This is a genomic window from Xanthomonas boreopolis (genome assembly GCF_046529185.1).
Taxonomy (GTDB): domain Bacteria; phylum Pseudomonadota; class Gammaproteobacteria; order Xanthomonadales; family Xanthomonadaceae; genus Pseudomonas_S; species Pseudomonas_S boreopolis.
On sequence record NZ_CP097162.1, the window covers coordinates 367,635 to 390,915 of the forward strand.

The following is a 23,281-nucleotide window of genomic DNA, read 5'->3' on the forward strand; positions in this document are numbered from 1 at the left end:
CGGGCTGCGCCGCCGCTCAGAAGTCCAGCTGCGCGCCCAGCGTCCACTGCCGGCCGAGCCCGGGAATGACGGTCAGCGCGCCCCACGAGGCGGTGTAGTACTCGCGGTCGAACAGGTTGTAGACATCGGCGCTGAGCTTCAGGCGCGGTAGCGGCTGCCAGTACGCGGTCAGCCGCGCGGTGGTGTAGGCCGGCAGGCGATAGGTATCCGTGGCGGTGCCGGTGCGCTCGCCCACGTGCGTGATGCCCGCGCCGACGCCGTAGCGGCCCCGGGCCAGCTCGGCCTCGCGGATCGCGAACAGGCTGCCGCTGAAGTCGGGAATGTTCAGCAGTCGCTTGCCGACCAGCGCCGCGTTGTTGTCGCGCAGCACGTCGGTGTCGAGGTAGGCGGCGCTGGCGGTCACCCGCCAGTGCTCGCCGAGCTGCCCGGACACGTCCGCCTCCACGCCGCGGCTGCGGACCTCGCCGGCGGCGATGCTGAAGTTGGCATTGGTCGGGCTGCGGGTCAGCACGTTGCGCTTGCGGATGTCGAACAGCGCGAGGCTGGCCGAAACCCCCTCGTCGGCCGAGAGCCACTTGCTGCCGAGTTCGAACGAGCGCCCCGACTCGGGCGCGAAGGCGTTGCCGTTCTCGTCGACGCCGCTGTTGGGACGGAACGACGAACTGGCATTGGCGTAGAACGACAGCTGTGGGCCGGCCATATAGAGCACGCCCAATCGCGGCGACGCCTTGGAATGCCGCTGGCGTTGCCGCGTGCCGGCCAGGTTGTTCTCCACGCGCTGCTCGAACCGGTCCAGGCGCACGCCGGCCAGCAGCTTCCAGCGCTCGCCCAGGCCGATCTGGTCCTGCAGGAACAGGCCGGCCGCGCGCTGCACGTCGTCGGTACTCGTGGTGAACGCCAGCGGCGGATGCGCTTGCCCATAGACCGGCGCGTAGATGTCGATCGGGTAGCGATCGGCCGAGAGCGCGGAGTAGGCGAGGTCCATGCCGGTGGCCAGCCGCGAGCCCTCGATGCCGGCCAACATCCGATGCTCCAGCATGCCGGTGTCGAGGCGGCCTTCGACCTCGAACTGCAGCATGCTGTCGCGCGCCGGAAGCGTGCGCCAGCTGTCGCGGCGGCTCAGCGTGCGGCCGTCGGCGGCCAGCGTACCGAGCAGGTCGGCGGCGCGGCCGTGGAAGCTGGTTTCGCGGTGCGAAGCGCCGGCACGCAGCGTCCAGCCCGTCGCGAGTTCGTGCACCAGCCGGAGCTGGTGGGTATCGCCGTTGACGTGCAGGTCGGGATCGCCGGGTTCGCCCAGGAAGCGATCGCGCGGCAACAGGCCGAGCTTGCCGCCGACGTTGATCAGGCCGCGGTCGAGCTGCGTACGGATGCGGATCAGCTCGCCGTCGTAGTCCAGCGTGGTCGCCTCGCCCAGCTGCCAGGTCAGCGCCGGTGCGAGCACGTACTTGTGGCTGTCGATCAGCGTGCTGCGGCTCGCGCCGTCCTCGGCGGCCAGGTTCAAGCGATAGGCCAGGCGCTGGCCGAGCGGGCCCGTGCTGTCGAGGGTGGTGCGGGCGTAGCCGAGATTGCCGCCATCCACGGTCAGGCGATTGAAGGGCGCGAACAGCGGCTTCTTGGTGATGACGTTGTAGGTGCCGCCGGGCTCGCCGCTGCCGTACAGCGCGGCCGAGGGGCCCTTGAGGAATTCGACCCGCTCCACCGACACCATGTCGCGCTGCGGGCCGTAGCCGCGCGAGGACGCGAAGCCGTTGAGCAGCGAACCGCCGTTGGCGTTGCTGAAGCCGCGGATCGCGTAGTTGTCCCATGTGCCGCCGAAATCGTTGAGACGGGTGACGCCGCTGACGTAGTCGACCGCGTCGGCCAGGCGGTTGGCGTTGAGATCGTCCAGCTGCCTGCGCGACAGCACCCGCACCGCCTGCGGCACTTCCAGCAGTGGCGTGTCGGTGCGGGTGGCGCCGCTGGCGCTGCGTTCTTCGCCGGCCGGGCGCTGGCTGCGGACCTGCACGGCATCGAGCGTGGTCGGGTTGGCCGTCGGCTCGGCGGCGCCAGCCGACGCGGGGAGGAGGGCAAGCGCCGCGGCGATGCAGTGGGAGATGCGGGTTGGGGTGGGCATGCGGGGAAGAGGGGCAGCGAGCGGGGGCCTGCCTGGAATCCGCTGCCACGGACGCAACCGATCCGCCTGCCAGGCGCCTTGCCCGAATGCGAAACGGCCGGCTCGCGGCCGGCCGGCGTGCCACTCCTGGCGGAAGATCGCGGCGGACCCATGCAGGATCTCAAACAATAATGATTATTGTTATCTGGAACCCGCAACCCTGCAAGCATCTCCCGCGTGGGCCTCGGCCGGTGCCAATTGGCGTGGCGACGTCATGCCGTGGCCGAGTCGATCGAAGCGGTCGAAGTCGAACGGGCCTCCAACTTCGAAGCCGGCGCTCGGATCATGGATGCAGCGGACTGGCTGCGGGCAACATCGGCGCGCCGATCAACCGGCAACTGCGGGAGCGGCTTCAGCCGCGACAGGCTTTGCCGGTAGGGCCCATTGCGGCTGAAGCCACTCCCGCGAGGATGTCCCGTCCTCTACTTCTTCAAACTGCCGCCAACGCGGCCCGCAACGTCTCCGCCAACGGCGTGGTCGGCCGCCCGATCAGCGCACTGAGCTGGCGGCCATCGTCGAACAGCGCGCCGCGCGCGGCCGCGGCGTCGTTGTCGGCCAGCATCTCGGCGAACGGCGCCGGCAGGCCGGCCTTGAGCAGGCTTGCGCGGTAATCGGCCTGCGACAGGTCCTGGTAGGCCACCTGCTTGCCGGAGAGCCGGCTTACTTCGGCGGTGTATTCGGCCAGCGTATAAGCGCTGTCGCCGGCCATTTCATAGGTCTTGCCGGCATGGTCGTTCCCGGCGAGCACCGTCGCGGCGGCTGCAGCGTAGTCGTCGCGGCTGGCGGTCGAGATCAGGCCGTCGCCGGCGCTGCCGAAGCGCACGCCGCTGGCAAGTTCGTGCGCCAGCGAATAGGTGAGGTTCTCGGTGTACCAACCGTTGCGCAACAGCACCACCGGCAGGCCCGAAGCACGCAGCAGCGCCTCGGTCTCGCGGTGCTCCACGGCCAGGCCGAGTTCGCTGGTGTCGGCGCGCAGCACGCTGGTATAGCCGATCAGCGCGACGCCGGCGCGCACCGCCGCATCGATCACGTTGCGGTGCTGGGCGACGCGCTGGCCGACCTCGCTGGAGGAGATCAGCAGCACCCGTTCGATCCCGGACAAGGCTGCATCCCAACCCTCGGCGCGCGCGTAGTCGGCGACGCGCACGTCCACGCCGGCGCTGGCCAGGTCAGCGGCCTTGCCGGCGTTGCGCACGGCCACGGCCAGGTCGGTGGCGGGGACTTTCCTGAGCAATTCGGCGACCACCTTGCGGCCGAGCTGGCCGGTGGCGGCGGTAACGAGCAAGCGGGGAGATGTGCGGGGCATGGCGCGGTTCCTGTCAGGTTTCGGGACCGAATCCGCGCACATGAGCGTGTGCTGCTTCGTGCGGGGATTCGCGGGAGAGACATGGTCTAGAATAGAGACCGAAACCGAGCCGCGTAAGAAGGCAGTTTCCCCTCCCTTGGTTACCTGCAAGGAACCCGCATGTCCATCCCGATATCCGCCGTGCTCGGCAATGCCGAGCTGCAGGGCAAGTGCCCGGTGCGCGACGTGCTCGACCACCTCGCCGCCAAATGGACCACGTTGATCCTGGTCGCGCTGGGCGAGAGGCCGCTGCGCTTCGGCGAGCTGCATCGCGCGCTGCCGGACATCTCCAAGCGCATGCTGACCCAGAGCCTGCGCGACCTGGAACGCGACGGCCTGATCACCCGGCATGTCTTCCCGACCAAGCCGCCTAGCGTGGAATACCGCCTGTCCGGGCTCGGGCGATCGATGCTGGTGCCGCTTGGCGCCCTGATCGACTGGGCCGCACAGGTGCACCCGGCGATCCTGCAGGCGCGCCAGGCCTATGACGCGCAAGCCGCGTGAATGCCATGTCCGTTCAGACGCCGCATGTAAGCTATCGGCCCTCGTCCCGTTCCCACCGCCTCGCCCGCCCCGTGCGACAGGCGCTTTTGTCATGACCCAAGCGATTCCCTCCGCACCGGCCCGCTACGCCGATTCCCTGCGCCTGTCCGTCGCGCCCATGATGGATTGGACCGATCGCCACTGCCGCGTGTTCCACCGGCTGCTGGCGCCGTCGGCGCGGCTATATACCGAGATGGTGCACGCCAATGCGGTGATCCATGGCGACCGCGAGCGCCTGCTTGGGTTCGATCCGGCCGAGCATCCGGTGGCCCTGCAGCTTGGCGGCAGCGATCCCGCGCTGCTGGCGCAGGCGGCGCGCATCGCGCAGGACTGGGGCTACGACGAGGTCAACCTCAATTGCGGCTGCCCGTCCGACCGCGTGCAGGCCGGACGGTTCGGCGCCTGCCTGATGCGCGAACCGGCGCTGGTCGCCGACTGCGTCGCCGCGATGCGCGCCGCGGTTTCGATCCCGGTGACGGTGAAGTGCCGCCTCGGCGTGGACGAAGACGACGATTACGCGCTGTTCGCCAGCTTCGTCGATCAGGTCGTCGCGGCAGGCAGCGCGATGGTCGTGGTGCATGCGCGCAATGCCTGGCTGCAAGGCCTTTCGCCCAAGGAAAACCGCGAGATCCCGCCGCTGCGCTACGACTGGGCGTACCGGCTGAAGCAGGAGCGCCCGGCATTGCCGGTCGTGCTCAACGGCGGTATCGCCAGCGTCGCTGCCGCGCAGGACCACCTGGCCCGCGTCGACGGCGTGATGATCGGGCGCGCCGCCTATCACGAACCCTATGTGCTGCACGAGATGCAGTCCGCGCTGTACGGTACGCCGCTACGGGCGCGCGCCGATCTGCTGCGCGCGCTGCGTCCCTACGTGGAAGCGCGCCTGGCCGAAGGCCTGGCGCTCAAGCACATCACCCGCCACGTGCTCGGCCTGTTCCATGGACAACCAGGCGGCCGCGCCTTCCGCCAGATACTGAGCGAAGGCGCGCACCGCCCGGGCGCGGATTGGTCGCTGGTCGAGCAAGCCCTGGATGTCACGCACGCGCAGGCGTTGCGCGTGGCGGCCGCGTAAAGAGAAGCGCGTTCCGCACGCGACGGTATGCGCCATCGCATGCGCGGTGCGTCGCGCCAAATGAAAGGCCGCGCATGGCGCGGCCTTTTGCATGATCGGCAGGGCTTGCGATCCCTTCGGAGATCGCTGCCTCAATCCACGCTGATCCCCGCCAACCGCTGCAGCGCCTCGGCGTACTTCGCGCGGGTGCGGTCGATCACGTCCTGCGGCAGCTCCGGGCCGGGGGCGGTCTTGCCCCAGTCCAGGGTTTCCAGGTAATCGCGCACGAACTGCTTGTCGTAGCTCGGGGGGCTGGTGCCGACCTCGTACTGGTCGGCCGGCCAGTAGCGGGAGGAGTCGGGGGTCAGCATCTCGTCCATGATGTACAGGCGGCCGTCGGCGTCGGTGCCGAACTCGAACTTGGTGTCGGCCAGCAGGATGCCGCGCTCGGCCGCGTAGTCGGCGGCGAAGCGGTAGATGCGCAGGGTGGCGTCGCGCACGCGTTCGGCCAGTTCGGTGCCGACCGCCTTCACCATGGTGTCGAAGTCGATGTTCTCGTCGTGGTCGCCGACCGCGGCCTTGGTGGAGGGGGTGAAGATCGGTTCGGCCAGTTTCTCGGCCTGGCGCAGGCCGTCGGGCAGCTCGATGCCGCTGACCTTGCCGGTGCGCTGGTAGTCCTTCCAGCCGCTGCCGATCAGGTAGCCGCGGGCGATGGCTTCCACCGGCACCGGCTTGAGCTTCTTGGTCACCACTGCGCGCTTGGTGTACAGGGCCTTGTCCACGCCCTCGGGCAGCACGCTGGCCACGTCGATGCCGGTGAGGTGGTTGGGCATCAGGTGCTCGGTCTTGCGGAACCAGAAGTTGGAGACCTGGCACAGCATCTCGCCCTTGCCGGGGATCGGGTCGGGCAGCACCACGTCGAAGGCGGAGAGGCGGTCGGTGGCGACGATCAGCAGGTAGTCGCCGGGCGGCGTGCCGGCCGGCAGCCGTTCGCGGGGGATGTCGAAGACGTCCCGGACCTTGCCACGGTGACGCAACGGCAGGCCGGGGAGATCGGATTGCAACAGCGTGGTCGACACAGGCACTCCTCTGGAACTTCGCGTTGGCGCTGTCCCCGGGACCCGGCGGGCCCGCGGCTGGACGGCGGGCCGCGTAGTGTACGGCGCTTCGGGGGCTGCCGCAGGGGTTTTTGCAGGGCCGTCCATGGGGCGTTCGGTTAAACTGGCAGGCCCGCCTCCCGGCCCTGCCCACGCCCCATGCCCTGGTACGGAAAACTGCTCGGCGCCCTGCTCGGCGCGTTGCTGTTCCGCGGTTCGCCGTCGCTGGGAGTGCTGCTGGGCCTGCTGGTCGGCCACGCGGTCGATGCCGGCTGGTTCAAGGCCCGGCGCGACGATCCCTACCGGGCGCTGGGGCTGACCCCGGATGCCAGCAATGCCGAGATCGAACTGGCCTATCGCCGGTTGATGTCGCAGTACCACCCCGACAAGGTCGCACGTGCCGATCCGGAGCAGCGCCGCCAGGCCGAGCGCCGCGCCAGCGAGATCAATGCCGCCTACGACCGCATCCAGCGCCTGCGCCGGCGCTAGCCATTCCGCTCCGAGAACCGCCATGTCCGACTGCATCATCGCCCCGTCCATCCTGTCCGCCGATTTCGCCCGCCTCGGCGAGGAGGTCGACGCCGTCCTGGAGGCCGGCGCCGACTGGGTGCACTTCGACGTGATGGACAACCACTACGTGCCGAACCTGACCATCGGCCCGATGGTCTGCCAGGCGCTGCGCAAGCACGGCGTCGTCGCGCCGATCGACGTGCACCTGATGGTCGAGCCGGTGGACCGCATCGTGCCGGACTTCGCCGAGGCCGGCGCCACGCTGATCAGCTTCCATCCCGAGGCCAGCCGCCACGTCCATCGCACGATCCAGTTGATCAAGTCGCATGGCTGCCAGGCCGGGCTGGTGCTGAACCCGGCCACCCCGGTGGACATCCTCGACTGGGTGCTGCCGGAGCTGGACATGGTGTTGCTGATGTCGGTCAACCCGGGCTTCGGCGGCCAGGCGTTCATTCCTTCCGCGCTGGAGAAGCTCAAGGTGGTGCGGCGGAAGATCGACGCGCTCGGCAAGCCGATCCGGCTGGAGATCGACGGCGGCGTCAAGGCCGACAACATCGGCGCGATCGCCGCCGCCGGCGCGGACACCTTCGTCGCCGGCTCGGCGATCTTCAATGCCCCGGGCTCCACGCAGGAAAGTTACGCGGAAGTGATCGGCAAGATGCGCGCCGCGGTGGCCGGGGCCAGGCGCGGATGAGCGCTCTCGGCATCCGCGCCGCCACGCCGGACGACGCACCGCTGCTGCACGAACTGGTCACCGCGCTCGCGGTCTACGAGCGCGAGCCCGACGCGGTCAAGGCCAGCGTCGAGGACCTGCGCGCCAGCCTGTTCGGCGAGGGCGCCACCGCGCATGCGCTGGTGTGCGAGCACGAAGGCGTGGCGATCGGCTTCGCCGTCTACTTCTTCAACTACTCCACCTGGCTCGGGCGCAACGGCCTCTATCTGGAGGACCTGTTCGTGCGCCCCGAGCATCGCGGCCTCGGGGCCGGGCTGGCGCTGCTGCGCCATCTCGCGCGGCTGGCGGTGGACAAGGGCTGCGGCCGCTTCGAATGGTCGGTGCTGGACTGGAACCGGCCGGCGATCGACTTCTACCGCGCCGTCGGCGCCAGGCCGATGGACGAGTGGACGGTCTATCGCCTGGAGGGTCAGACGCTGGCGGATTTCGCCGCCGGGCGCTCGCCCGCGCCCCGCGCCCGGTAGCCGGCGCAATAGAACCACGCCTCGAAGAAAAACGGGGACCGCGCCGCCCGACGCGATCCCCGCTGGAAAATTGGAGGCTTATCCTGCCTCCGCCCATCGTCCCTGCTATGGCCTTCCATGTTCCGGATGGGCGATGACACGGTGATGACAGGCGCGGCGTTCACGATGCCCGGTTCCGCGCGCTGCTAGCCTGCCGCTTCCTTCCTCGTGGCCGGATGCCGATGCCCCCCCACTGGCGACTGATCCTCAACGGAAAATCCGCGGGCGACGACGCGCTGCGCGCGGCGGTGGGCCACATGCGCGAGCGCGGCGTCCGGCTGGACGTGCGGGTGACCTGGGAAGACGGCGATGCCGAGCGCTACGTCGCCGAGGCCATCTCCGCCGGCGTGGATACCGTGATCGCGGCCGGCGGCGACGGCACCCTGAGCGAGGTGGCGACCACGCTGGCGCACCGCGACGAACCGGCCGGGGCGTTGCCGACCCTGGGATTGGTGCCGCTGGGGACGGCGAACGACTTCGCGGCCGCGGCGGGCATCCCGGAGGAGGCGTTGGCGGCGCTGCGATTGATCGCCGGCAGTCCCGCCCGCGCGATCGACCTGCTGCGCGTGGAGGCCGACCACGGGCCGCATTGGTGCGCCAACGTCGCCAGCGGCGGCTTCGGCACGCAGGTGACCGTGGAAACCGACGAGGGGCTCAAGAAGATGCTCGGCGGGCTGGCCTACCTGATCACCGGCATGTCCCGCCTGGGCCGGATCGAGCCGGTCCAGGCTTCGCTGCGCGGGCCGGACTTCCACTGGCAGGGCGGCTTCATCGCGCTCGGCATCGGCAACGGGCGCCAGGCCGGAGGCGGCCAGGCCCTGTGCCCGGAGGCGCGGATCGACGACGGCCTGCTCGACGTGACGATCGTGCCGGAACTGAGCGGCGAGGTCGCCGGCACGCTGGGGGCGCTGGTCACCGGCGGCAAGCGCGCGGCGCTGGAGCGCGTGGCCGAGCGTGCGCAGTTGCCGTGGCTGGAGATCGACGCGCCCGAGCCGCTGACGCTCAACCTGGACGGCGAGCCGGAGACCTCGCGGCATTTCCGCATCGACTGCGTGCCCGGCCGCCTGCGCATGCACCTGCCGGCCGATTGCCCGTTGCTGTCGGATTGAGGCCGGGCGGCCCGCCGCCGCGAGGGACCCGCCGACGGTTTCGGCTGCAAGCGAGCCTGCATCGCGCACGCGGGTGCGGTACAGTAGCCCGGTGTCCAGCCTGACGACCCCGCGTTCCTTCTCTTCCGCTCGCCGCTGGTGGCGATGGTGGCCCGTTGCCGTCGTCCGCTTCGTCACCGCCGCCCCCCGGAAGGAAAGTCGTCTTGATCACCGCAGAGCAGTTCCAGCGCCAGGCCGCTGAAGGCCACACCCGCATCCCTGTCGTCCGCGAAGTGCTGTCCGACCTGGACACGCCGCTTTCGGTCTACCTGAAGCTCGCCGACGGCCCCTACACCTATCTGTTCGAATCGGTCGAAGGCGGCGAGCGCTTCGGCCGCTACTCCATCATCGGCCTGCCGGCGCGGCGCGTGTACAGCTTCCGCGGACACACGCTCGAGACCTGCGAGCTGGGCGAGGTGGTGGAGACGCGGGAGGTCGCCGACCCGCTGGCCGAGGTCGAGGCGCTGCGCGCGCGGCACTCGGTGCCGAAGCTGGACGGCCTGCCGGGCTTCACCGGTGGCCTGGTCGGCTGGTTCGGCTTCGAGTGCATCCAGTACATCGAGCCACGCCTGGCCGCCGGCGACAAGCCCGACGAGCTCGGTACCCCGGACATCCTGCTGATGCTCTCCGAGGAGCTGGCGGTGTTCGACAACCTCAAGGGCCGGCTGTACCTGATCGTGCATGCCGATCCGCGCCAGCCGCAGGCCTTCGCGCGCGCCAACCGGCGCCTGGACGAACTGGCGCACCGGTTGCGCCAGGCCGGCGCCGGCTATCCGCAGGCGCAGGTCTCCGACGCGATCGACGAGGCCGACTTCCGCTCGTCCTTCACCCGCGAGCAGTACCACGACGTGGTGCGCAAGGCGCAGGAGTACGTGCGCGCCGGCGACATCTTCCAGGTGGTGCCCTCGCAGCGCCTGCGGGTGCCGTTCCGCGCCCGCCCGATCGACGTCTACCGCGCGCTGCGCGCGCTCAACCCGTCGCCGTACATGTATTTCATCGACGTCGGCGGCACCCAGGTGGTCGGTTCCTCGCCGGAGATCCTGGCGCGCCTGCGCGACGGCGAGGTCACCGTGCGCCCGATCGCCGGCACCCGTCCGCGCGGCGCCACGCCCGAGCAGGACAAGGCGCTGGAAGAGGAGTTGCTGGCCGATCCGAAGGAGCGCGCCGAGCACGTGATGCTGATCGACCTGGGCCGCAACGACGTCGGTCGCGTCGCCGAGGCTGGCAGCGTGCAGGTCAGGGAATCGTTCGTGATCGAGCGCTACAGCCACGTCATGCACATCGTCAGCGAGGTCACCGGCACGCTGAAGGCCGGGCTCAGCTATGCCGACGTGCTGCGCGCGACGTTCCCGGCCGGCACCGTGTCGGGCGCCCCCAAGATCCGCGCGCTGGAGATCATCCGCGAGCTGGAGCCGGTCAGGCGCAACGTCTATTCCGGCGCGGTCGGCTACATCGGCTGGCACGGCGATGCCGACACCGCGATCGCGATCCGCACCGCGGTGATCCAGGACGGGCATCTCTACGTGCAGGCCGGCGGCGGCGTGGTCTACGACTCCGATCCGGACCTGGAATGGCAGGAGACGATGAACAAGGGGCGCGCGCTGTTCCGCGCGGTGGCGCAGGCCGCCAAGGGGCTGTGATGGACGGACAATCCGGCACCGGCAGGATCAGCTTCCGCAACGACTACAACGACGGCGCGCACCCGCGCGTGCTGCAGGCGCTGGTCGCCGCCAACGCGGAACGCAACGCCGGCTATGGCCTGGACCGCCACAGCCTGCGCGCGGCCGAGCTGATCCGCGGCGCCTGCGGACGGCCCGACGCCGAGGTGCACTTGCTGGCGGGCGGCACCCAGACCAACCTGGTGGCGCTTTCCGCGTTCCTGCGGCCGCACCAGGCGGCCATCGCCAGCGTGCAGGGCCACATCGCCACGCACGAGACCGGGGCGATCGAGGCCACCGGCCACAAGGTGCTGACCGTGCCGACCGCGGACGGCAAGCTCTCCCCGGGCGACATCGCGCCGCTGCTGGCCGCGCACGACAACGAGCACATGGTGCAGCCGCGCCTGGTGTACATCTCGCAGAGTACCGAGCTGGGCACGATCTACTCGCGCGCCGAACTGCAGGCGCTGTCCGATTTCTGCTGCATCGAGGGGCTGCTGCTGTTCGTCGACGGCGCGCGCCTCGGCGTGGCGTTGACCGCGCCGGGCAACGACCTGTCGCTGGCCGACATCGCCGCGCTGAGCGACGCCTGCTACATCGGCGGCACCAAGAACGGCGCGTTGCTCGGCGAGGCGCTGGCGATCTTCAATCCCGCCCTCAAGGCGGACGTGCGCTACCTCGTCAAGCAGCGCGGCGCGATGCTGGCCAAGGGCATGGTGCTGGGCACGCAGTTCGAGGCGCTGTTCGAGGACGGGCTGTACTTCGAGCTGGCGGCGCATGCCAACGCGATGGCGCAGCGCCTGCGCGAGGGCCTCGCCGTCGCCGGCGCCGATTTCGCCGTCGATTCGCCGACCAACCAGCAGTTCGTGGTCGTGAGCCCGACGCAGTTGCAGGCGCTGGCGCAACGCTATGACTTTGAATGCTGGGAGACCCGCGCCGACGACGAGGTGGTAATCCGCTTCGTCACTTCATGGGCGACCACCGCCGCTATGGTCGATGCCTTGTGCGACGTTTACGCCGCGCTGCGAGGCCGATCCTGATGTCCAGCGCTGCCCAGGTGATCGGGACAGGCCGCAGCAGTCATGTGCGTCGTCGTCGTTGGTTGCAGGCACATCTAATGCGCCTGCGTCGGAACAGGAAAGCCCAGGTCGGCCAAGTCGCGTCTGTGCAGTTCCACAATCCTGTCGCCCATGTACTCGGCGAATCCCAGCGAGAGATGATGCTGGTCATAGAACGCGGGCTCGCCGTTCGCGAATGTAGCGCAGGTATCCATCCTGTTATCGGTGCAGAACAGCTCGTACTTGCTGATGTACAGGTAATCCAGCGTCTTCACCTCGGGGATCGGGGAGCGTGCCCGCTCGTCGGGTGCCCAGTAGTTCACGAATTCTTCGCTCTTGCAGGCGTCGTAGGTTCGGTACTTGTTGTAGAGCGAGGAACACTCGGCGGAGGTCTGCAGATACGATCCGATCGCCACGAGGCGCAGCGATGGGTTCTTCTTCAGCAGCAACGCCATCGTTTCCCAGAGGTTGCGCGCAACCTCGTCGAAGCCCATGTGGGTGTTGTACACCACGATGTCGAGTTGCCTGACGAACGCGGGGTCATTCAATACCTTGAAGCGCTGGTCACACGCCAACTCCGGCGTGTTCGAGGAGACCGAGGTGGCGGTGAGCTTCATGTCGCAGTTGTTGACCGTGCCGAAGCTGATCAGGTTGACCCGTTCGTCCTTGCCGAAAATGTGGTGAAACGCGTTGTATGCGTCCGGCTCGTGCGAGTTTCCGAAGATCAGCACCTGGACCGGCCGGTCCATGAAGCATTGGTTCCTGTCCTGGAGCGACTCGATGTGGCAGGCGGCCGGCAGATAGGTGAACCGCCGGCCCTTGCCGGCATCGATTTCGGTCGAGCTGAGCGGCGTGAAAGGCCGAACGACCGATTCGTCCGCGGCCTGGGCGGCCGGCGTCCCCTGCGCCGCGGCGCTGGAAATGGCGAGCAATGTGGTGCTGCCTGGCAAGGTGCCGGGCGTGAAGAGCCGGTAACGCCATGTCATCCCATCGGAGGTCAGTATGACGGCACCCAACACACAAAGCGTCGCCGCGGCGGTGACGGCCTTGCCGACGATCCGCCGGGTTTCCGTAGACGGGCCTGCATGCCGGAACCGGACCTCGACGTAGTAGTGCAGGATGACCGCGCTGGCCAGCGACAGCAGGGCCATGAACGCGAATCGAATGCCCCAGTCCGCGGTCGGCAGGTATTGCGTGATAAACACGACTACCGGCCAGTGCGTCAGATACAGCGAATAGCTGATTTTGCCGATCCAAACCGATACTCGGTTGGTGAAAAGCACCCCGACGACCGTCGATTCGCGGGCGAGAATGATCAGCAGCGTGCCGACGCAGGGCGCGATCGCATTGGCATAAGGGAAGACGATGCCCTCGCGCAGGGTCGCGATCGAATGGACGACGAGTGCCAGGCCTGCGGCCATCATCAGGTCGTGCAGCCGACGCGAGGAGGGCAACTTCCCTTGCAGGAAGCAGCCCGTTGCACCGATCGCGAACTCGAAGACGCGATACTGTGGCAGGAAGAACAGCGATGCCTTGTAGCCCACGTGCTGGTGCGATGCCACCAGGTGGTTGGCCAGATAGCTCAGCAGTCCGGCGACGATGATGCCGCCCAGCAGGCCCTTCCTGCCGAACCAGCGGAAGCACAGGTAGATGAGCGCCGGCCAGAACAGATAGAACTGCTCTTCAACACTAAGAGACCAGGTGTGGAGGAGCGGCTTGGTCTGGGATGCTGCATCGAAGTAGCCGCTTTCCGACCAGAACAGCAGGTTCGAGACGGATGCCGCCGAAGCCGCCAGGGACCTCCCATAGGCTACGAGGTCGGCAGGAGTCAGGCTCAGGAGGGCGAGGAGCGTAGTGGCCGCCAGCGTCGCGAGCAGCGCTGGTACGATGCGCCGAATGCGCCGCGAATAAAAGTTGCGGAAGCTGAAGCCGCTCGTGGACAGGACCTCGTCCACGATAATGTTGGTGATCAAGAAGCCGCTGATGACGAAGAAGACGTCTACGCCGATGTAGCCGCCACCCAGTCCCGGCACGCCGAAATGGAACAAGAGCACCGACATGACGGCCAGGCACCTCAACCCGTCTACGTGCGGCATGTAGCTCCGCTTGCGCGCTGTCGTCGATTCCATGCTTCCCCTTGGGTGATTTTCCATCCGGCTGTCGCACCGAAGCTCGTTACTGGCCAGTCCTGTAGCGGCCACCCCTGCTCCATGCGACAAAAGCCACGTCCTCGCGCGCCAGAGGGCGCCGAGAGTCGGTGCGTGCACGTCCCCAACATTATCCGGGACCCCGGCGCAGGCTGGCAAACTGTGCCGCATCCCGGGTGGACTAGAACGGGTGAATGCCCCCAGATTATTCCCGAGATCCCGCCATGATCGAGGCCTGGAGGTCGCGCCAACTGCGCCATGTGCCCGCGATGCGCCTTGCCCCCGCTTACGCCCAGAAACCAAGCCGCTACCAGGACCAGATTCCATGCTGCTGATGGTCGATAACTACGATTGGCGTCCACCGGCCTCCATTGACCTCCACTGAATATTCATAAGTCCATGTTTTTAAAGGGTTGATGATCCATCAAGCGCTTCCAAACGCTAGACAAATCCAGTGCTCTTGTGTGTAATAGAGTGTGTAACGGGTCAGTTTGGAGGCGTTATACACATGGCACTTACTGCTCTCAATCTTCTCTCGGCGCGCAAGGTGGAAACGGCGCAGCCCAAGCCAAAGGTGTACCAGCTCCGGGACGGAGGCAGCCTCTTTTTGCGCGTTCAGCCCAATGGCTCCAAGCTCTGGTGGTATCGCTACCGGCTAGGTGGTGCTGAACAGGTGTACTCGATCGGGGTGTACCCAAAGATCACGTTGGAGGCAGCTCGTACCGAACGTGACCGGGCAAAGGCGTTGGTCAAGAAGGGACTTGATCCCATCGTGGAGAAAAAGGCGGCGATAGCCCTCCAGGCCGACACATACGAGCGCACGTTCGAGACCGTTGCTCGGGAGTGGATCGCTAGCAATGCCCACTGGAGCGAGTACTACGCCAACCAGGTCACCAGTTACCTTGAGAAGGACGTATTTCCCCGGATCGGCAAGCTGCCGATCAGCACCATCAGGGCCCCGCATCTGCGTCCCATCATTAAGGATGTGGCTGCTCGTGATGCGAAGACTGTGGCGATCCTTATCCGCCAGTGGAGTGGACAGATCTTCAGCTATGCGGCCGCCCAGGGTCTCTGCGAATTCGATCCTGCCGCCTTACTCAAGGGACTGGTCAAGCGCCCTCAAGTCCGCCATAACCCTCCGCTAACGTGGGCTGAGATCCCGGACTTTCTGAATCGAGTGGACAACGAAGGGGGGTATCGAACGACGGTGCTCGCCCTCAAGTTGATGGCCTTGACCTATGTGCGCACGGTCGAACTGCGCAAGGCATCATGGGAAGAGTTCGATTTGGACAATGCCATGTGGTCGATTCCTGCCGAGCGTATGAAGATGCGGCGCCCTCATCTGGTTCCGCTGTCGCGGCAGGCGGTGGCTGGGCTAAGGGAGCTTCATGCTCTAACTGGCGGTGGAAAGGTCTTGTTCCCGAGCTACAGGAAGCCGGGGCAGGTGATGTCGGCAACGACGCTCAACCAAGCACTCAAACGCATGGGCTATGCCGGGCGGTTTTCGTCCCACGGCTTTCGTTCAACTGCCACGACGATTCTCGGATTGCTGGGATACCCTGAAAAACGGGTTGATCTCCAACTCGCGCACTCCAAGAAGAACAAGGACTCCTCGCGTGCCCCCTACGACCACACGAAGTTCGTGGAATCGCGCAAGGTGATCATGCAGGACTGGGCCGACATCCTCGACGCATTGCAGGCAGGGAAAAGCGTTGAAGACGTCACGAAGGCGTTTGGTCCCATGTCGAAGCGTAGAACGGCACTACTCCGGGTCATCGAGCGCGAGTGATGTGCTGCGCAGCCGGCTAATCGGATAGGTTGCGCTCTCCCTGGCAACGTGCATCGCCCGGCGCTCGAACCGCTCGGAAACAGCATTGGCGCGCCCGCTGGGCCGTTGCAGATGAGTCACGACCTCGTAGGGCCCGTCGGAAAGCGGCCGCACGGCGATCCCCCAGGCACGAGCGTGCTCAATGCGTGATTGCGTGGATATCCCAACACCATAGCCAGCGGCGACCCAGAGCGCCATCATCTCGAACGAAGTCACATGCTGAATGCTTTGCTGGCCCAATGGCGGCCAGGAGGACAGCCCTTGGTCCAGCAGTGAACATGTCTCGACCGGCCAGCGAAACACGGGGTAGTCAAGAAGCTCGGCGAGCGTAAGTTTCGCCTGACCAAGCAGAGGGGACTGCAGTGGCATGGCAACAGCCATGCTCTCGATCCACAACGGTTGGCTTTCCAGGGACGGAGTACTCACGCTTCGAAGCGACATCCCTGCGTCGTAGCGGCTTTCATGAAGGCCTGTCACCAGGTCGTCATCCGAAACCTCAAAGAACGAGATCGTGATTTCCGGCTCTTCCGTACGCTGACGCGCAAGAAGCGTGGAGAGATATGAGGACGGCACCCCAGGCGCTATCGCGAGCCTGAAATGGGAAAACTGGCTGGTGGCGTCATGCATGAGGGCCCCCAAGAAGGAATGTGGTCAGAACGACGAGCCAACATGATAGCTAAGAGTGAAGTTTAACGTCGTTAACAATAACGTGGTTAATTACGGTGGATTGTTCGACGCTTCTGCTAATGCAGAAATCAACAATTCAGCCAGGTCGTCCTTCTGGCACATCCACGTATGAATCCGAGGTGGCGTTAGCCTTCGGACAGGCCGTGCGCGCTGCGCGCGTCGCTCAAGGAATCGCTCAAGACGAGTTCGCATCTCGGGCAAGCATTTCGCGCTCGCACATGGGCAAGATCGAGCGTGGTGAACACGTGCCCACGCTTCCCCTAATACTGAAAATTTCTGTGGCGCTCAAAGTGAGCGCCGCTGAACTGATGACGGCCACCGAACGCAATCTGCGTGCCGAAACTGATGCTTGAAGGGGCCCGAGGCTGGAATCCGTCAACTGCCCGCAGAGTCGCGTAAGCGGACGATAAACCGCTCCAGCGAAGCCGACAAACTGGTGCTGTCGGGCCGAAGCAGATAGGTGGTGATCACGGCTGAATCCATCGCCAAGGGACGGATCACCACATCAGGCCGTTGGGAGACCGGAATCTTGGTCGCCGTCATGAACCCAACGCCGTAGCCTGCTCCGACCAAAGTGAGCATCATATCCAGCGAGGACACCTCCTCGACGACGTTCAGCTTGGGCTCTAGCCCTTGCAGGAGCCGAGTAAGTTCGCGGCAGTATCCCTCGCATGCCTTCGGGTCGCACAAGACAAGCGGGTGCCCCCCGAGTTCATGGAGCGGAACCCTCTTGTGGGCGAGCAGTGCGTGCCGGGCTGGCACGGCGATCACCAACGGGTCTTGCCAGATGGGCTCGGCAACAATGCCCAAACCGACATCGGCCGTGTGCGCGAACCCGATCGTGAAGTCGCCCGATCGCAGACCGCGCAACTGCTCGGCCAAGTGCACTTCGGACAAGCGTATCTCGATCTCTGGTTCCTCCTCGCGGCAACGGGCGAGAAACACCGACAGTCGAGGATCGATCGCGCCGTCTGATATCGCGATGCGGATGCTGCCCCGCAAGCCTGAGCCGATGGCCTTAGCGTTCTCTCGTGCCTGCTCCAACACGGTGAAAAGACGGCGGGTGTCTTCTAAGAACGCTGTGCCCGCCGCAGTCAACGCGGTTCTGCGGCGGTTCCGATCGAAGAGCTGCACACCCAATTCTTCCTCAAGCTCCTTGATAGCTCGCGACAAAGGCGGCTGTTCGATATGCAAGCGCTCGGCTGCGCGCGTGAAATGCAACTCCTCGGCCAGAACAACAAAAAAGCGAAGATGTCGCAATTCCACAGGTAAGCCTCCTTTGGTATGAACATCCTTTTATGCGACTGCTTCGCGGATTAACCCCTCCCGTGATCGGTCAGCGGCCCTCGTAAAAATCTGCCGAGTCAGCTAGCGCTATTCATCGCTATCTCGAATATCCGGTGCGAGCCAAGCGATGCGCCCCCTGAACGGCTGAGGCTCAGCAACCTTTGGCATGCGCAGGGCCACCTGTAGAGGCCCTTTTAGCTAGCTCACGAGACAGAAACGCCTGAAGCATCCGTGTTCTGCGCTTGCACGGGCATCAGGGAATCAACAAGGTCTTGATCGCACGACGTTCGTCCATCGCGCGGTAACCTTCGGCCACTTGATCCAGCGGTAGGGTCAGATCAAACACTTTGCCGGGATTGATCCTCTCCTGCCAAACCAAGTCGATCAACTCGGGAAGGAACTGACGAACTGGTGCCGGTCCACCATGGAGATGAACGTGCTCGAAGAACAATTCTTCGCCGTTGAGTTCGACGCCATGTGGAACGCCGACATAGCCAACATATCCGCCTTGCCGAGCGGAATGAATCGCTTGCATCATGGATTCCTGGGTGCCAACGCACTCCAGGACGGAGTCGGCTCCGAGGCCATCGGTCATTTCCATGATGCGTGCCACGCCGTCTTCTCCACGCTCGGTCACGATGTCGGTCGCGCCGAATTCGAGAGCGAGCTTCTGACGGGAGGCATGCCGGCTCATCGCGATGATCCGTTCAGCACCCATCTGCTTGGCAGAAAGCACGCCGAGGAGCCCCACCGCACCATCACCGACGACCACGGCTGTTACGCCTGGCTTGACGTTCGCCGCCACGGCCGCATACCAGCCTGTGCCCAATACATCGGACGTGGCCAGCAGGCTTGGAATCAACTCCTTCGAGGGAGTGCCCGGCGTGGCAACCAAAGTACCGTCGGCGAGGGGGACGCGCAGCAGCGGTGCCTGGGCGCCGCCGACAAACTCCGCCTGTTGGCAGGAGGATTGGTAGCCGTGCTGGCAGACCGGGCAGGCATTGTCCGAGGCGAAGAACGAGCCGATGACGAACTGGCCCGGCTTGATGTGGCGCACCTCGCTGCCGACGTCTTCCACCACGCCACAGTATTCGTGCCCCATCGGCATGGGTTCGGTGATGGGCTGGATGCCACGGTATGGCCACAAATCCGAGCCGCACACGCAGGCTGCGGCGATGCGCACGATGGCGTCCGTGGGCTTGAGAATCTGTGGGTCGGGTCGATCCTCGAAGCGGATGTCCCGCGGACCATAGAGCATGGTGGCTTGCATGGTTATTTTGCTCCCGACTTGGTGGCCAGTTGACGCTCCAGCGCCTCGCGCGCACGGCGGGCATGCTCGGCATCCACGCGGTCGGCCAGCACCTGGGTGAGTTGGCGCAGTTGATCGGCCGTCAGGCCGGTGTTCAAGCTGATGCCCATATGCGATTGCAGTTGCGACTCGGCGCCCGGGAACGCCGACAGCATGCCCACCGTGGCCAGCTCGCGGCTTTGCCAGTCGAGGTTGTCGCGCTCAAAGATGTCACCGAACAGATGCGTCTTGAGGTAGTCATCGATGGCGGGAGCGAAGTCGAAGAGCGGTCCCTTGACCGGCGCGCCCGCCAGCTTGGTCTGGTTGGCCGTGCCCGCGGCGAGCAGCGCGTCACCCTTCGGAATGGCGCGGCTGGGTAGATGACCGGGGGCGTCCTGGATGCCGCGCTGCTTGCGCGCTTCCAGTACCTTCATCAGTTCGCCCAGCGCATTGAGGCTGCGCGGGAAGCCCGCGTAGGCGTAAAGCTGCACGAGGATTTCCTTCGTGTCACTGACAGTCAGGCCGGCGTCCAGACCTTGATTCAGGGCCGTATTCAGTTTGGCGATGTCACCCGCTGCAGCGAAGGCCCCGATGGGAACGATGGCCTGCTGCCGGGCCGACAGGGTTGCAGATGCGGTGGATGCACTGACCATATCTTTGGACTCCTGCGTATTCGGGGCGGCCTGGCACAGCGCTGTCGTCATGCCCAGGGCGATGATGGCCAGTACCTTGGCCATGGGGCGCTTTTCATCGCGCATGTTTGCCCTCGTATTGGTCATCCGTGACTTTCTCCATCCAGTCCACATTCTTGCCATCCACGGTGCCCGTGACCGTCAGGTAAGTCACGGCGGTCTTCGGCGCAGCGCCGTGCCAGTGTTTGACGCCCGGCGGGCACCAGATCGCATCGCCCGGGCGCACGATCTGAACAGGCTTGCCCCATTCCTGGACGAGCCCGACGCCCGAACTCACCACCAGACGCTGCCCGTAGGGATGGGTGTGCCAGGCTGAGCGCGCGCCGGGCTCGAAAGTGACCATGGCGCCCGCGGCGTTGATGTCCTTGTTGGGTGACCACAGCGGGTCAATCCGCGCCCGGCCGGTGAAGGTCTCGGCAGGACCGGCGATCGAAGCCTGACTTCCTGCAAGCACGATCTCCTGCTGGGCGGGCGCCGATGCGGCGCTCTCGGCCTGGGGGGCGGCAACAGCAGCCGTGGCAACCTGTAGCGCGGCGGCGGTCAAGAGAAGGTTGAAGAATGGGATTCGCATAAAGGAACTTTCCTTGTAGAGAGAGGCCTATCGGCGGCGGTTCAGCCGTTCTCGCCAGCTCTGCGCGGCGGACCTGCCAGGTATTGCTCGTCGGTCACGTGCTCCAGCCAATCGACGTTCCTTCCATCGAGGGCTTCCTGGATCGCGATGTGGGTCATGGCGGTGGTTGGCGTAGCGCCATGCCAGTGCTTATGCCCAGGCGGGCACCAGATGACATCGCCTGCTCGGATCTCGACGATGGGCTCTCCCTCGCATTGCGTCCAGCCGCAGCCTGCCGTCACCACAAGCGTTTGGCCGAGCGGATGGGTATGCCAGGCTGAGCGGGCCCCCGGCTCAAAGGTGACAGCGGCACACGACACACGGGCCGGTGCCGGCGGGTTGTTCAGCGGGTCGATGCGTACCGTGCCGGTGAACCATTCGGCAGGTCCTTTGGCGGAAGGCTGAGATCCAGCGCGTTTGAGTTCCATGGTCGGTTCCTTTCAAGAAATGTCAGGTCCCTCTCGCTGGGCCGACCGCCTAGGTCGGCACATCAATCCTCGCACTTGACGAGTCCCTAAGGCCCTGGGGCGAGCCGCGTGCCAAGAACGCCCGAACGGGGCTTGGGGTAGCGGGATTGACGAAAGGACGTCGAGAACGCTCCCTATGTCTCATGAGCGTTTCTACTCAATGTAGTTGGAGCCGCCTCGCGCGACTAGATGTCAGAAACTACATGCCGCTATAAATCATGCTCATGAATCGGGTCGCAGCGCTGCCCCCTGATCGGGCTAGCGCCGATAGCGCAATGCCTCGACGATCAGCGACAGTGCGGGCGACGATTGGCGCCGGCTGGCGAAGAAGATATGGAGCCCAGGAAAGGTCGGGCACCAATCCTTGAGCACGGTTTGAAGTCGGCCGGTCTTGATATGTGGGCGTGCCAGTTCTTCTGGCATGTACGCCAGGCCGAATCCCGCCAGCGCGGCGTCGATAACCGGGTAGATGCAATTGAATGTCCACGAACCCTCGACCCGTACCTGCAGGTTTCGTTGGCCCTTCCTGAGTTCCCAGGCATACACCCCGCCACGCATGGAGAAGCGCATGTTGATGCACTCATGCTCGGTCAGGTCCGATGGGGTCTTGGGCAAAGGTCGTCCTTCCAGATAGGACGGTGCCCCAACGATCACCATTCGGATGTCCTTCGAAATCCGAACCGCCGTCATGTCCTTGGCGATCTGGTCGCCGAAACGAACACCGGCGTCGAAGCGCTCCGCCACGATGTCGGTCAGTCCCGGTTCGATCGCGATCTCGATCTTGACGTCGGGATACTTCGGCTGGAGCTTGGAGAGCTTGGGCCAGAGGATCGTGTTCGCCGCGAAATCAGACGCGGTGATGCGCACGGTTCCCGCGGGCCTGTCGCGAAGCTCCTCGAATGCAGCCAGCTCGTCGGTGATCGCCTCGAACCGGGGGGCCACTCGCTGGATCAGCCGTTCGCCTGCCTCCGTCGGCGATACGCTGCGGGTCGTGCGGGTCAGCAAACGCAGCCCGAGCCGCGCTTCCAATGCGCGAATGGTGTGGCTGAGCGCCGACTGAGACACGCCCAACTGAGCCGCCGCGCGGGTAAAGCTCCGCTCCCGCGCAACAGCGAGAAAGGCCAGGATGTCGCGAAAGTTCTCACCAGACATACCAGTACTCCGCAGCTATGGCCTGTAGCGCAAGGCTTCGACCAGCAAGGTCATTGCGCGCGAAGGCTGGCGCCGGTTCGGATAGTAGAGATGGAACCCGGGCCACACCGGGCACCAGTCCTCCAGTACCGAAACGAGTTGCCCCTTTGACACCAAGGGACGAACCATGTCTTCCGGCAGGTAAGCCAGTCCGAAGCCAGCCTTGACCGCCTCGAAAACGTCGTAGGCGTTGTTGAAGGTGACCGCTCCATCCACCCTTGCATTCACGGCGCGCTTGCCCTTGGTGAACTCCCATTCGTAGAGGCCACCATACGTGGACGTGCGCAGGTTGACACAAACGTGATCGGTGAGGTCGCGCGGCGTCTTGGGTGGCCGGCGCCCCGCGAAGTAGGACTTCGATCCCACCACCAAGTTGCGAACGTCCGGGCCGATCCGCACTGAAATCATGTCCTGAGCCAGTTCCTGGCCGAACCTCACGCCGGCGTCGTAGCCGCGCGCAACGATATCGACGCTCTCGTACTCGTTGACCAGCTCGACCTTGATCCTGGGGTACTTCGGCAGGAACTTCGCCAGCTTGGGCCACAGCGTGCTTCGGATGGCGTAGTCGATGGCAGTGATGCGGATCGTTCCCATGGGCTCGTCCCGAAGCTCGCCGAGCGACTGGATCTCGGCCTCGATTTCGTCGAACTCCGGCGCGAGGCGATCCAGCAGCCGCTGGCCCGCCTCGGTAGGAGACACGCCCCGCGTGCTGCGCGTGAGAAGGCGAACGCCCAGCTTCTCCTCCAACGTCCGGATGGTGTAGCTCAGGGCGGGCTGTGTGACCCGAAGCTGGGCTGCCGCGCGCGTGAAGCTGCGAGCGCGCGCTACGGCGATGAAGGCCAGCAGGTCGCTGAAGTTGTCGCGCGACATTGATGAACTTCCTTTATGGGATGGGCTGTATTTTACAGGCTTCATCTGATCTTCGCTCGAAAACCGACCGTGTTTGATGCCTCTATTAATGAGTGCAGCTTATGGTGGTATGCGAATTCTGCCGTCTATTCAATGTCGGGCGCGCGACCTAAAGTCCAGTATCAGCCAAGGAAGGCAGGCCTTCTGCCCCAAAAGCCAAGCCCTGCAAGCGAGCATTGAGGCATCGCAGAAGCACTCGCCGCAGCCGTCATGGGCCTCTCGCATGGGTTGCCCGATTGAATGATTCGGATGAGCGTCAGCATGGCGCTGAACGTCACGACCGGCCGAATTGGGAGCGCCTGGTGCAGGCTGGATCGTCGCGTCGCTATACGGCGCTTTTTGTCCTCTGAATAGTGAAGGAGCAGACCCGATGAACG

The 23,281-nt window shown here is 65.5% G+C and carries 22 protein-coding genes; 10 read left to right on the forward strand and 12 right to left on the reverse strand.

Annotated elements, in window-relative coordinates:
• Positions 1–16: 16 nt before the first annotated feature.
• Together M3M27_RS01570 and M3M27_RS01575 are read right to left on the reverse strand one after the other, a co-directional pair.
• Positions 17–2,113, reverse strand: a complete 2,097-nt coding sequence (locus tag M3M27_RS01570) for a TonB-dependent siderophore receptor (RefSeq protein ID WP_434026950.1) — start codon at positions 2,111–2,113, stop codon at positions 17–19.
• A gap of 469 nt (positions 2,114–2,582) precedes the next feature.
• Positions 2,583–3,458: an SDR family oxidoreductase gene (locus M3M27_RS01575; protein ID WP_434026951.1), complete on the reverse strand. Its 876-nt coding sequence runs from the start codon at positions 3,456–3,458 to the stop codon at positions 2,583–2,585.
• A gap of 159 nt (positions 3,459–3,617) precedes the next feature.
• Between M3M27_RS01575 and M3M27_RS01580 the strand changes: the two genes are divergently transcribed.
• Both M3M27_RS01580 and dusA read left to right on the forward strand, forming a co-directional pair.
• On the forward strand, positions 3,618–4,001 hold the full coding sequence (locus M3M27_RS01580; RefSeq protein ID WP_140725426.1) for a winged helix-turn-helix transcriptional regulator: 384 nt from the start codon (positions 3,618–3,620) through the stop codon (positions 3,999–4,001).
• 91 nt (positions 4,002–4,092) lie between these two features.
• A complete protein-coding gene (gene dusA / locus M3M27_RS01585) occupies positions 4,093–5,112 on the forward strand; it encodes a tRNA dihydrouridine(20/20a) synthase DusA (protein WP_434026952.1) in 1,020 nt (339 codons plus the stop codon).
• 131 nt (positions 5,113–5,243) lie between these two features.
• Here dusA and M3M27_RS01590 read toward each other — a convergent pair whose 3' ends face one another.
• A complete protein-coding gene (locus tag M3M27_RS01590) occupies positions 5,244–6,170 on the reverse strand; it encodes a phosphoribosylaminoimidazolesuccinocarboxamide synthase (RefSeq protein WP_434026954.1) in 927 nt (308 codons plus the stop codon).
• 177 nt (positions 6,171–6,347) lie between these two features.
• On the opposite strand from M3M27_RS01590, the gene M3M27_RS01595 reads away from it, so the two are divergent.
• The 6 genes from M3M27_RS01595 to M3M27_RS01620 all read left to right on the forward strand — a co-directional run bounded on the left by M3M27_RS01595 (position 6,348) and on the right by M3M27_RS01620 (position 11,780).
• On the forward strand, positions 6,348–6,677 hold the full coding sequence (locus M3M27_RS01595) for a J domain-containing protein (RefSeq protein WP_434026955.1): 330 nt from the start codon (positions 6,348–6,350) through the stop codon (positions 6,675–6,677).
• Between the two features lie 22 nt (positions 6,678–6,699).
• Positions 6,700–7,392 carry a ribulose-phosphate 3-epimerase gene (rpe, locus tag M3M27_RS01600; protein ID WP_434026956.1) on the forward strand — a complete coding sequence of 231 codons (693 nt, stop codon included), beginning with the start codon at positions 6,700–6,702 and terminating at the stop codon, positions 7,390–7,392.
• A complete protein-coding gene (locus M3M27_RS01605; RefSeq protein WP_434026957.1) occupies positions 7,389–7,895 on the forward strand; it encodes an N-acetyltransferase family protein in 507 nt (168 codons plus the stop codon). Before rpe ends, M3M27_RS01605 begins: the two co-directional genes overlap by 4 nt.
• A gap of 221 nt (positions 7,896–8,116) precedes the next feature.
• A complete protein-coding gene (yegS, locus tag M3M27_RS01610) occupies positions 8,117–9,043 on the forward strand; it encodes a lipid kinase YegS (RefSeq protein ID WP_140725484.1) in 927 nt (308 codons plus the stop codon).
• A gap of 203 nt (positions 9,044–9,246) precedes the next feature.
• Complete coding sequence (gene trpE, locus M3M27_RS01615; protein ID WP_434026958.1) at positions 9,247–10,722, forward strand: anthranilate synthase component I; 1,476 nt, start codon at positions 9,247–9,249, stop codon at positions 10,720–10,722.
• Positions 10,722–11,780 carry a threonine aldolase family protein gene (locus M3M27_RS01620; RefSeq protein WP_434026959.1) on the forward strand — a complete coding sequence of 353 codons (1,059 nt, stop codon included), beginning with the start codon at positions 10,722–10,724 and terminating at the stop codon, positions 11,778–11,780. The genes trpE and M3M27_RS01620 overlap by 1 nt, the downstream gene beginning before the upstream one ends.
• Before the next feature lie 74 nt (positions 11,781–11,854).
• Here the strand turns inward: M3M27_RS01620 and M3M27_RS01625 are convergent, their stop codons facing one another.
• Positions 11,855–13,858 carry an acyltransferase family protein gene (locus tag M3M27_RS01625; RefSeq protein WP_434026960.1) on the reverse strand — a complete coding sequence of 668 codons (2,004 nt, stop codon included), beginning with the start codon at positions 13,856–13,858 and terminating at the stop codon, positions 11,855–11,857.
• 595 nt (positions 13,859–14,453) lie between these two features.
• Here M3M27_RS01625 and M3M27_RS01630 point away from each other — a divergent pair.
• Positions 14,454–15,734: a tyrosine-type recombinase/integrase gene (locus M3M27_RS01630; protein ID WP_217109930.1), complete on the forward strand. Its 1,281-nt coding sequence runs from the start codon at positions 14,454–14,456 to the stop codon at positions 15,732–15,734.
• Here M3M27_RS01630 and M3M27_RS01635 read toward each other — a convergent pair.
• Entirely contained in the window at positions 15,708–16,400 is a 693-nt protein-coding gene (locus M3M27_RS01635; protein ID WP_434026961.1) for a LysR family substrate-binding domain-containing protein, read from the reverse strand. The two genes, M3M27_RS01630 and M3M27_RS01635, sit on opposite strands and share 27 nt — an antisense overlap.
• A gap of 119 nt (positions 16,401–16,519) precedes the next feature.
• Between M3M27_RS01635 and M3M27_RS01640 the strand changes: the two genes are divergently transcribed.
• Entirely contained in the window at positions 16,520–16,813 is a 294-nt protein-coding gene (locus M3M27_RS01640) for a helix-turn-helix domain-containing protein (protein ID WP_217109932.1), read from the forward strand.
• A 22-nt stretch (positions 16,814–16,835) separates the two neighbouring features.
• Here M3M27_RS01640 and M3M27_RS01645 read toward each other — a convergent pair whose 3' ends face one another.
• The 7 genes from M3M27_RS01645 to M3M27_RS01675 form a co-directional block, all read right to left on the reverse strand.
• On the reverse strand, positions 16,836–17,726 hold the full coding sequence (locus M3M27_RS01645) for a LysR family transcriptional regulator (RefSeq protein ID WP_217109933.1): 891 nt from the start codon (positions 17,724–17,726) through the stop codon (positions 16,836–16,838).
• A 274-nt stretch (positions 17,727–18,000) separates the two neighbouring features.
• Complete coding sequence (locus M3M27_RS01650) at positions 18,001–19,017, reverse strand: zinc-dependent alcohol dehydrogenase family protein (protein ID WP_217109934.1); 1,017 nt, start codon at positions 19,015–19,017, stop codon at positions 18,001–18,003.
• 2 nt (positions 19,018–19,019) lie between these two features.
• Positions 19,020–19,793, reverse strand: coding sequence for a carboxymuconolactone decarboxylase family protein (locus tag M3M27_RS01655; RefSeq protein ID WP_434026962.1), 774 nt, complete (start codon positions 19,791–19,793; stop codon positions 19,020–19,022).
• The gene (locus M3M27_RS01660) at positions 19,783–20,298 is read right to left on the reverse strand and encodes a (R)-mandelonitrile lyase (protein ID WP_217109935.1); all 516 of its coding nucleotides are present in this window, start codon (positions 20,296–20,298) and stop codon (positions 19,783–19,785) included. Before M3M27_RS01660 ends, M3M27_RS01655 begins: the two co-directional genes overlap by 11 nt.
• 41 nt (positions 20,299–20,339) lie before the next feature.
• On the reverse strand, positions 20,340–20,765 hold the full coding sequence (locus M3M27_RS01665; RefSeq protein WP_217109936.1) for a (R)-mandelonitrile lyase: 426 nt from the start codon (positions 20,763–20,765) through the stop codon (positions 20,340–20,342).
• Positions 20,766–21,062: 297 nt separating this feature from the next.
• Positions 21,063–21,956 (reverse strand): LysR family transcriptional regulator, encoded by an 894-nt coding sequence (locus M3M27_RS01670; RefSeq protein ID WP_434026963.1) that lies wholly within the window; start codon positions 21,954–21,956, stop codon positions 21,063–21,065.
• A gap of 15 nt (positions 21,957–21,971) precedes the next feature.
• Complete coding sequence (locus M3M27_RS01675; RefSeq protein ID WP_217109938.1) at positions 21,972–22,865, reverse strand: LysR family transcriptional regulator; 894 nt, start codon at positions 22,863–22,865, stop codon at positions 21,972–21,974.
• Positions 22,866–23,281 lie beyond the last annotated feature (416 nt).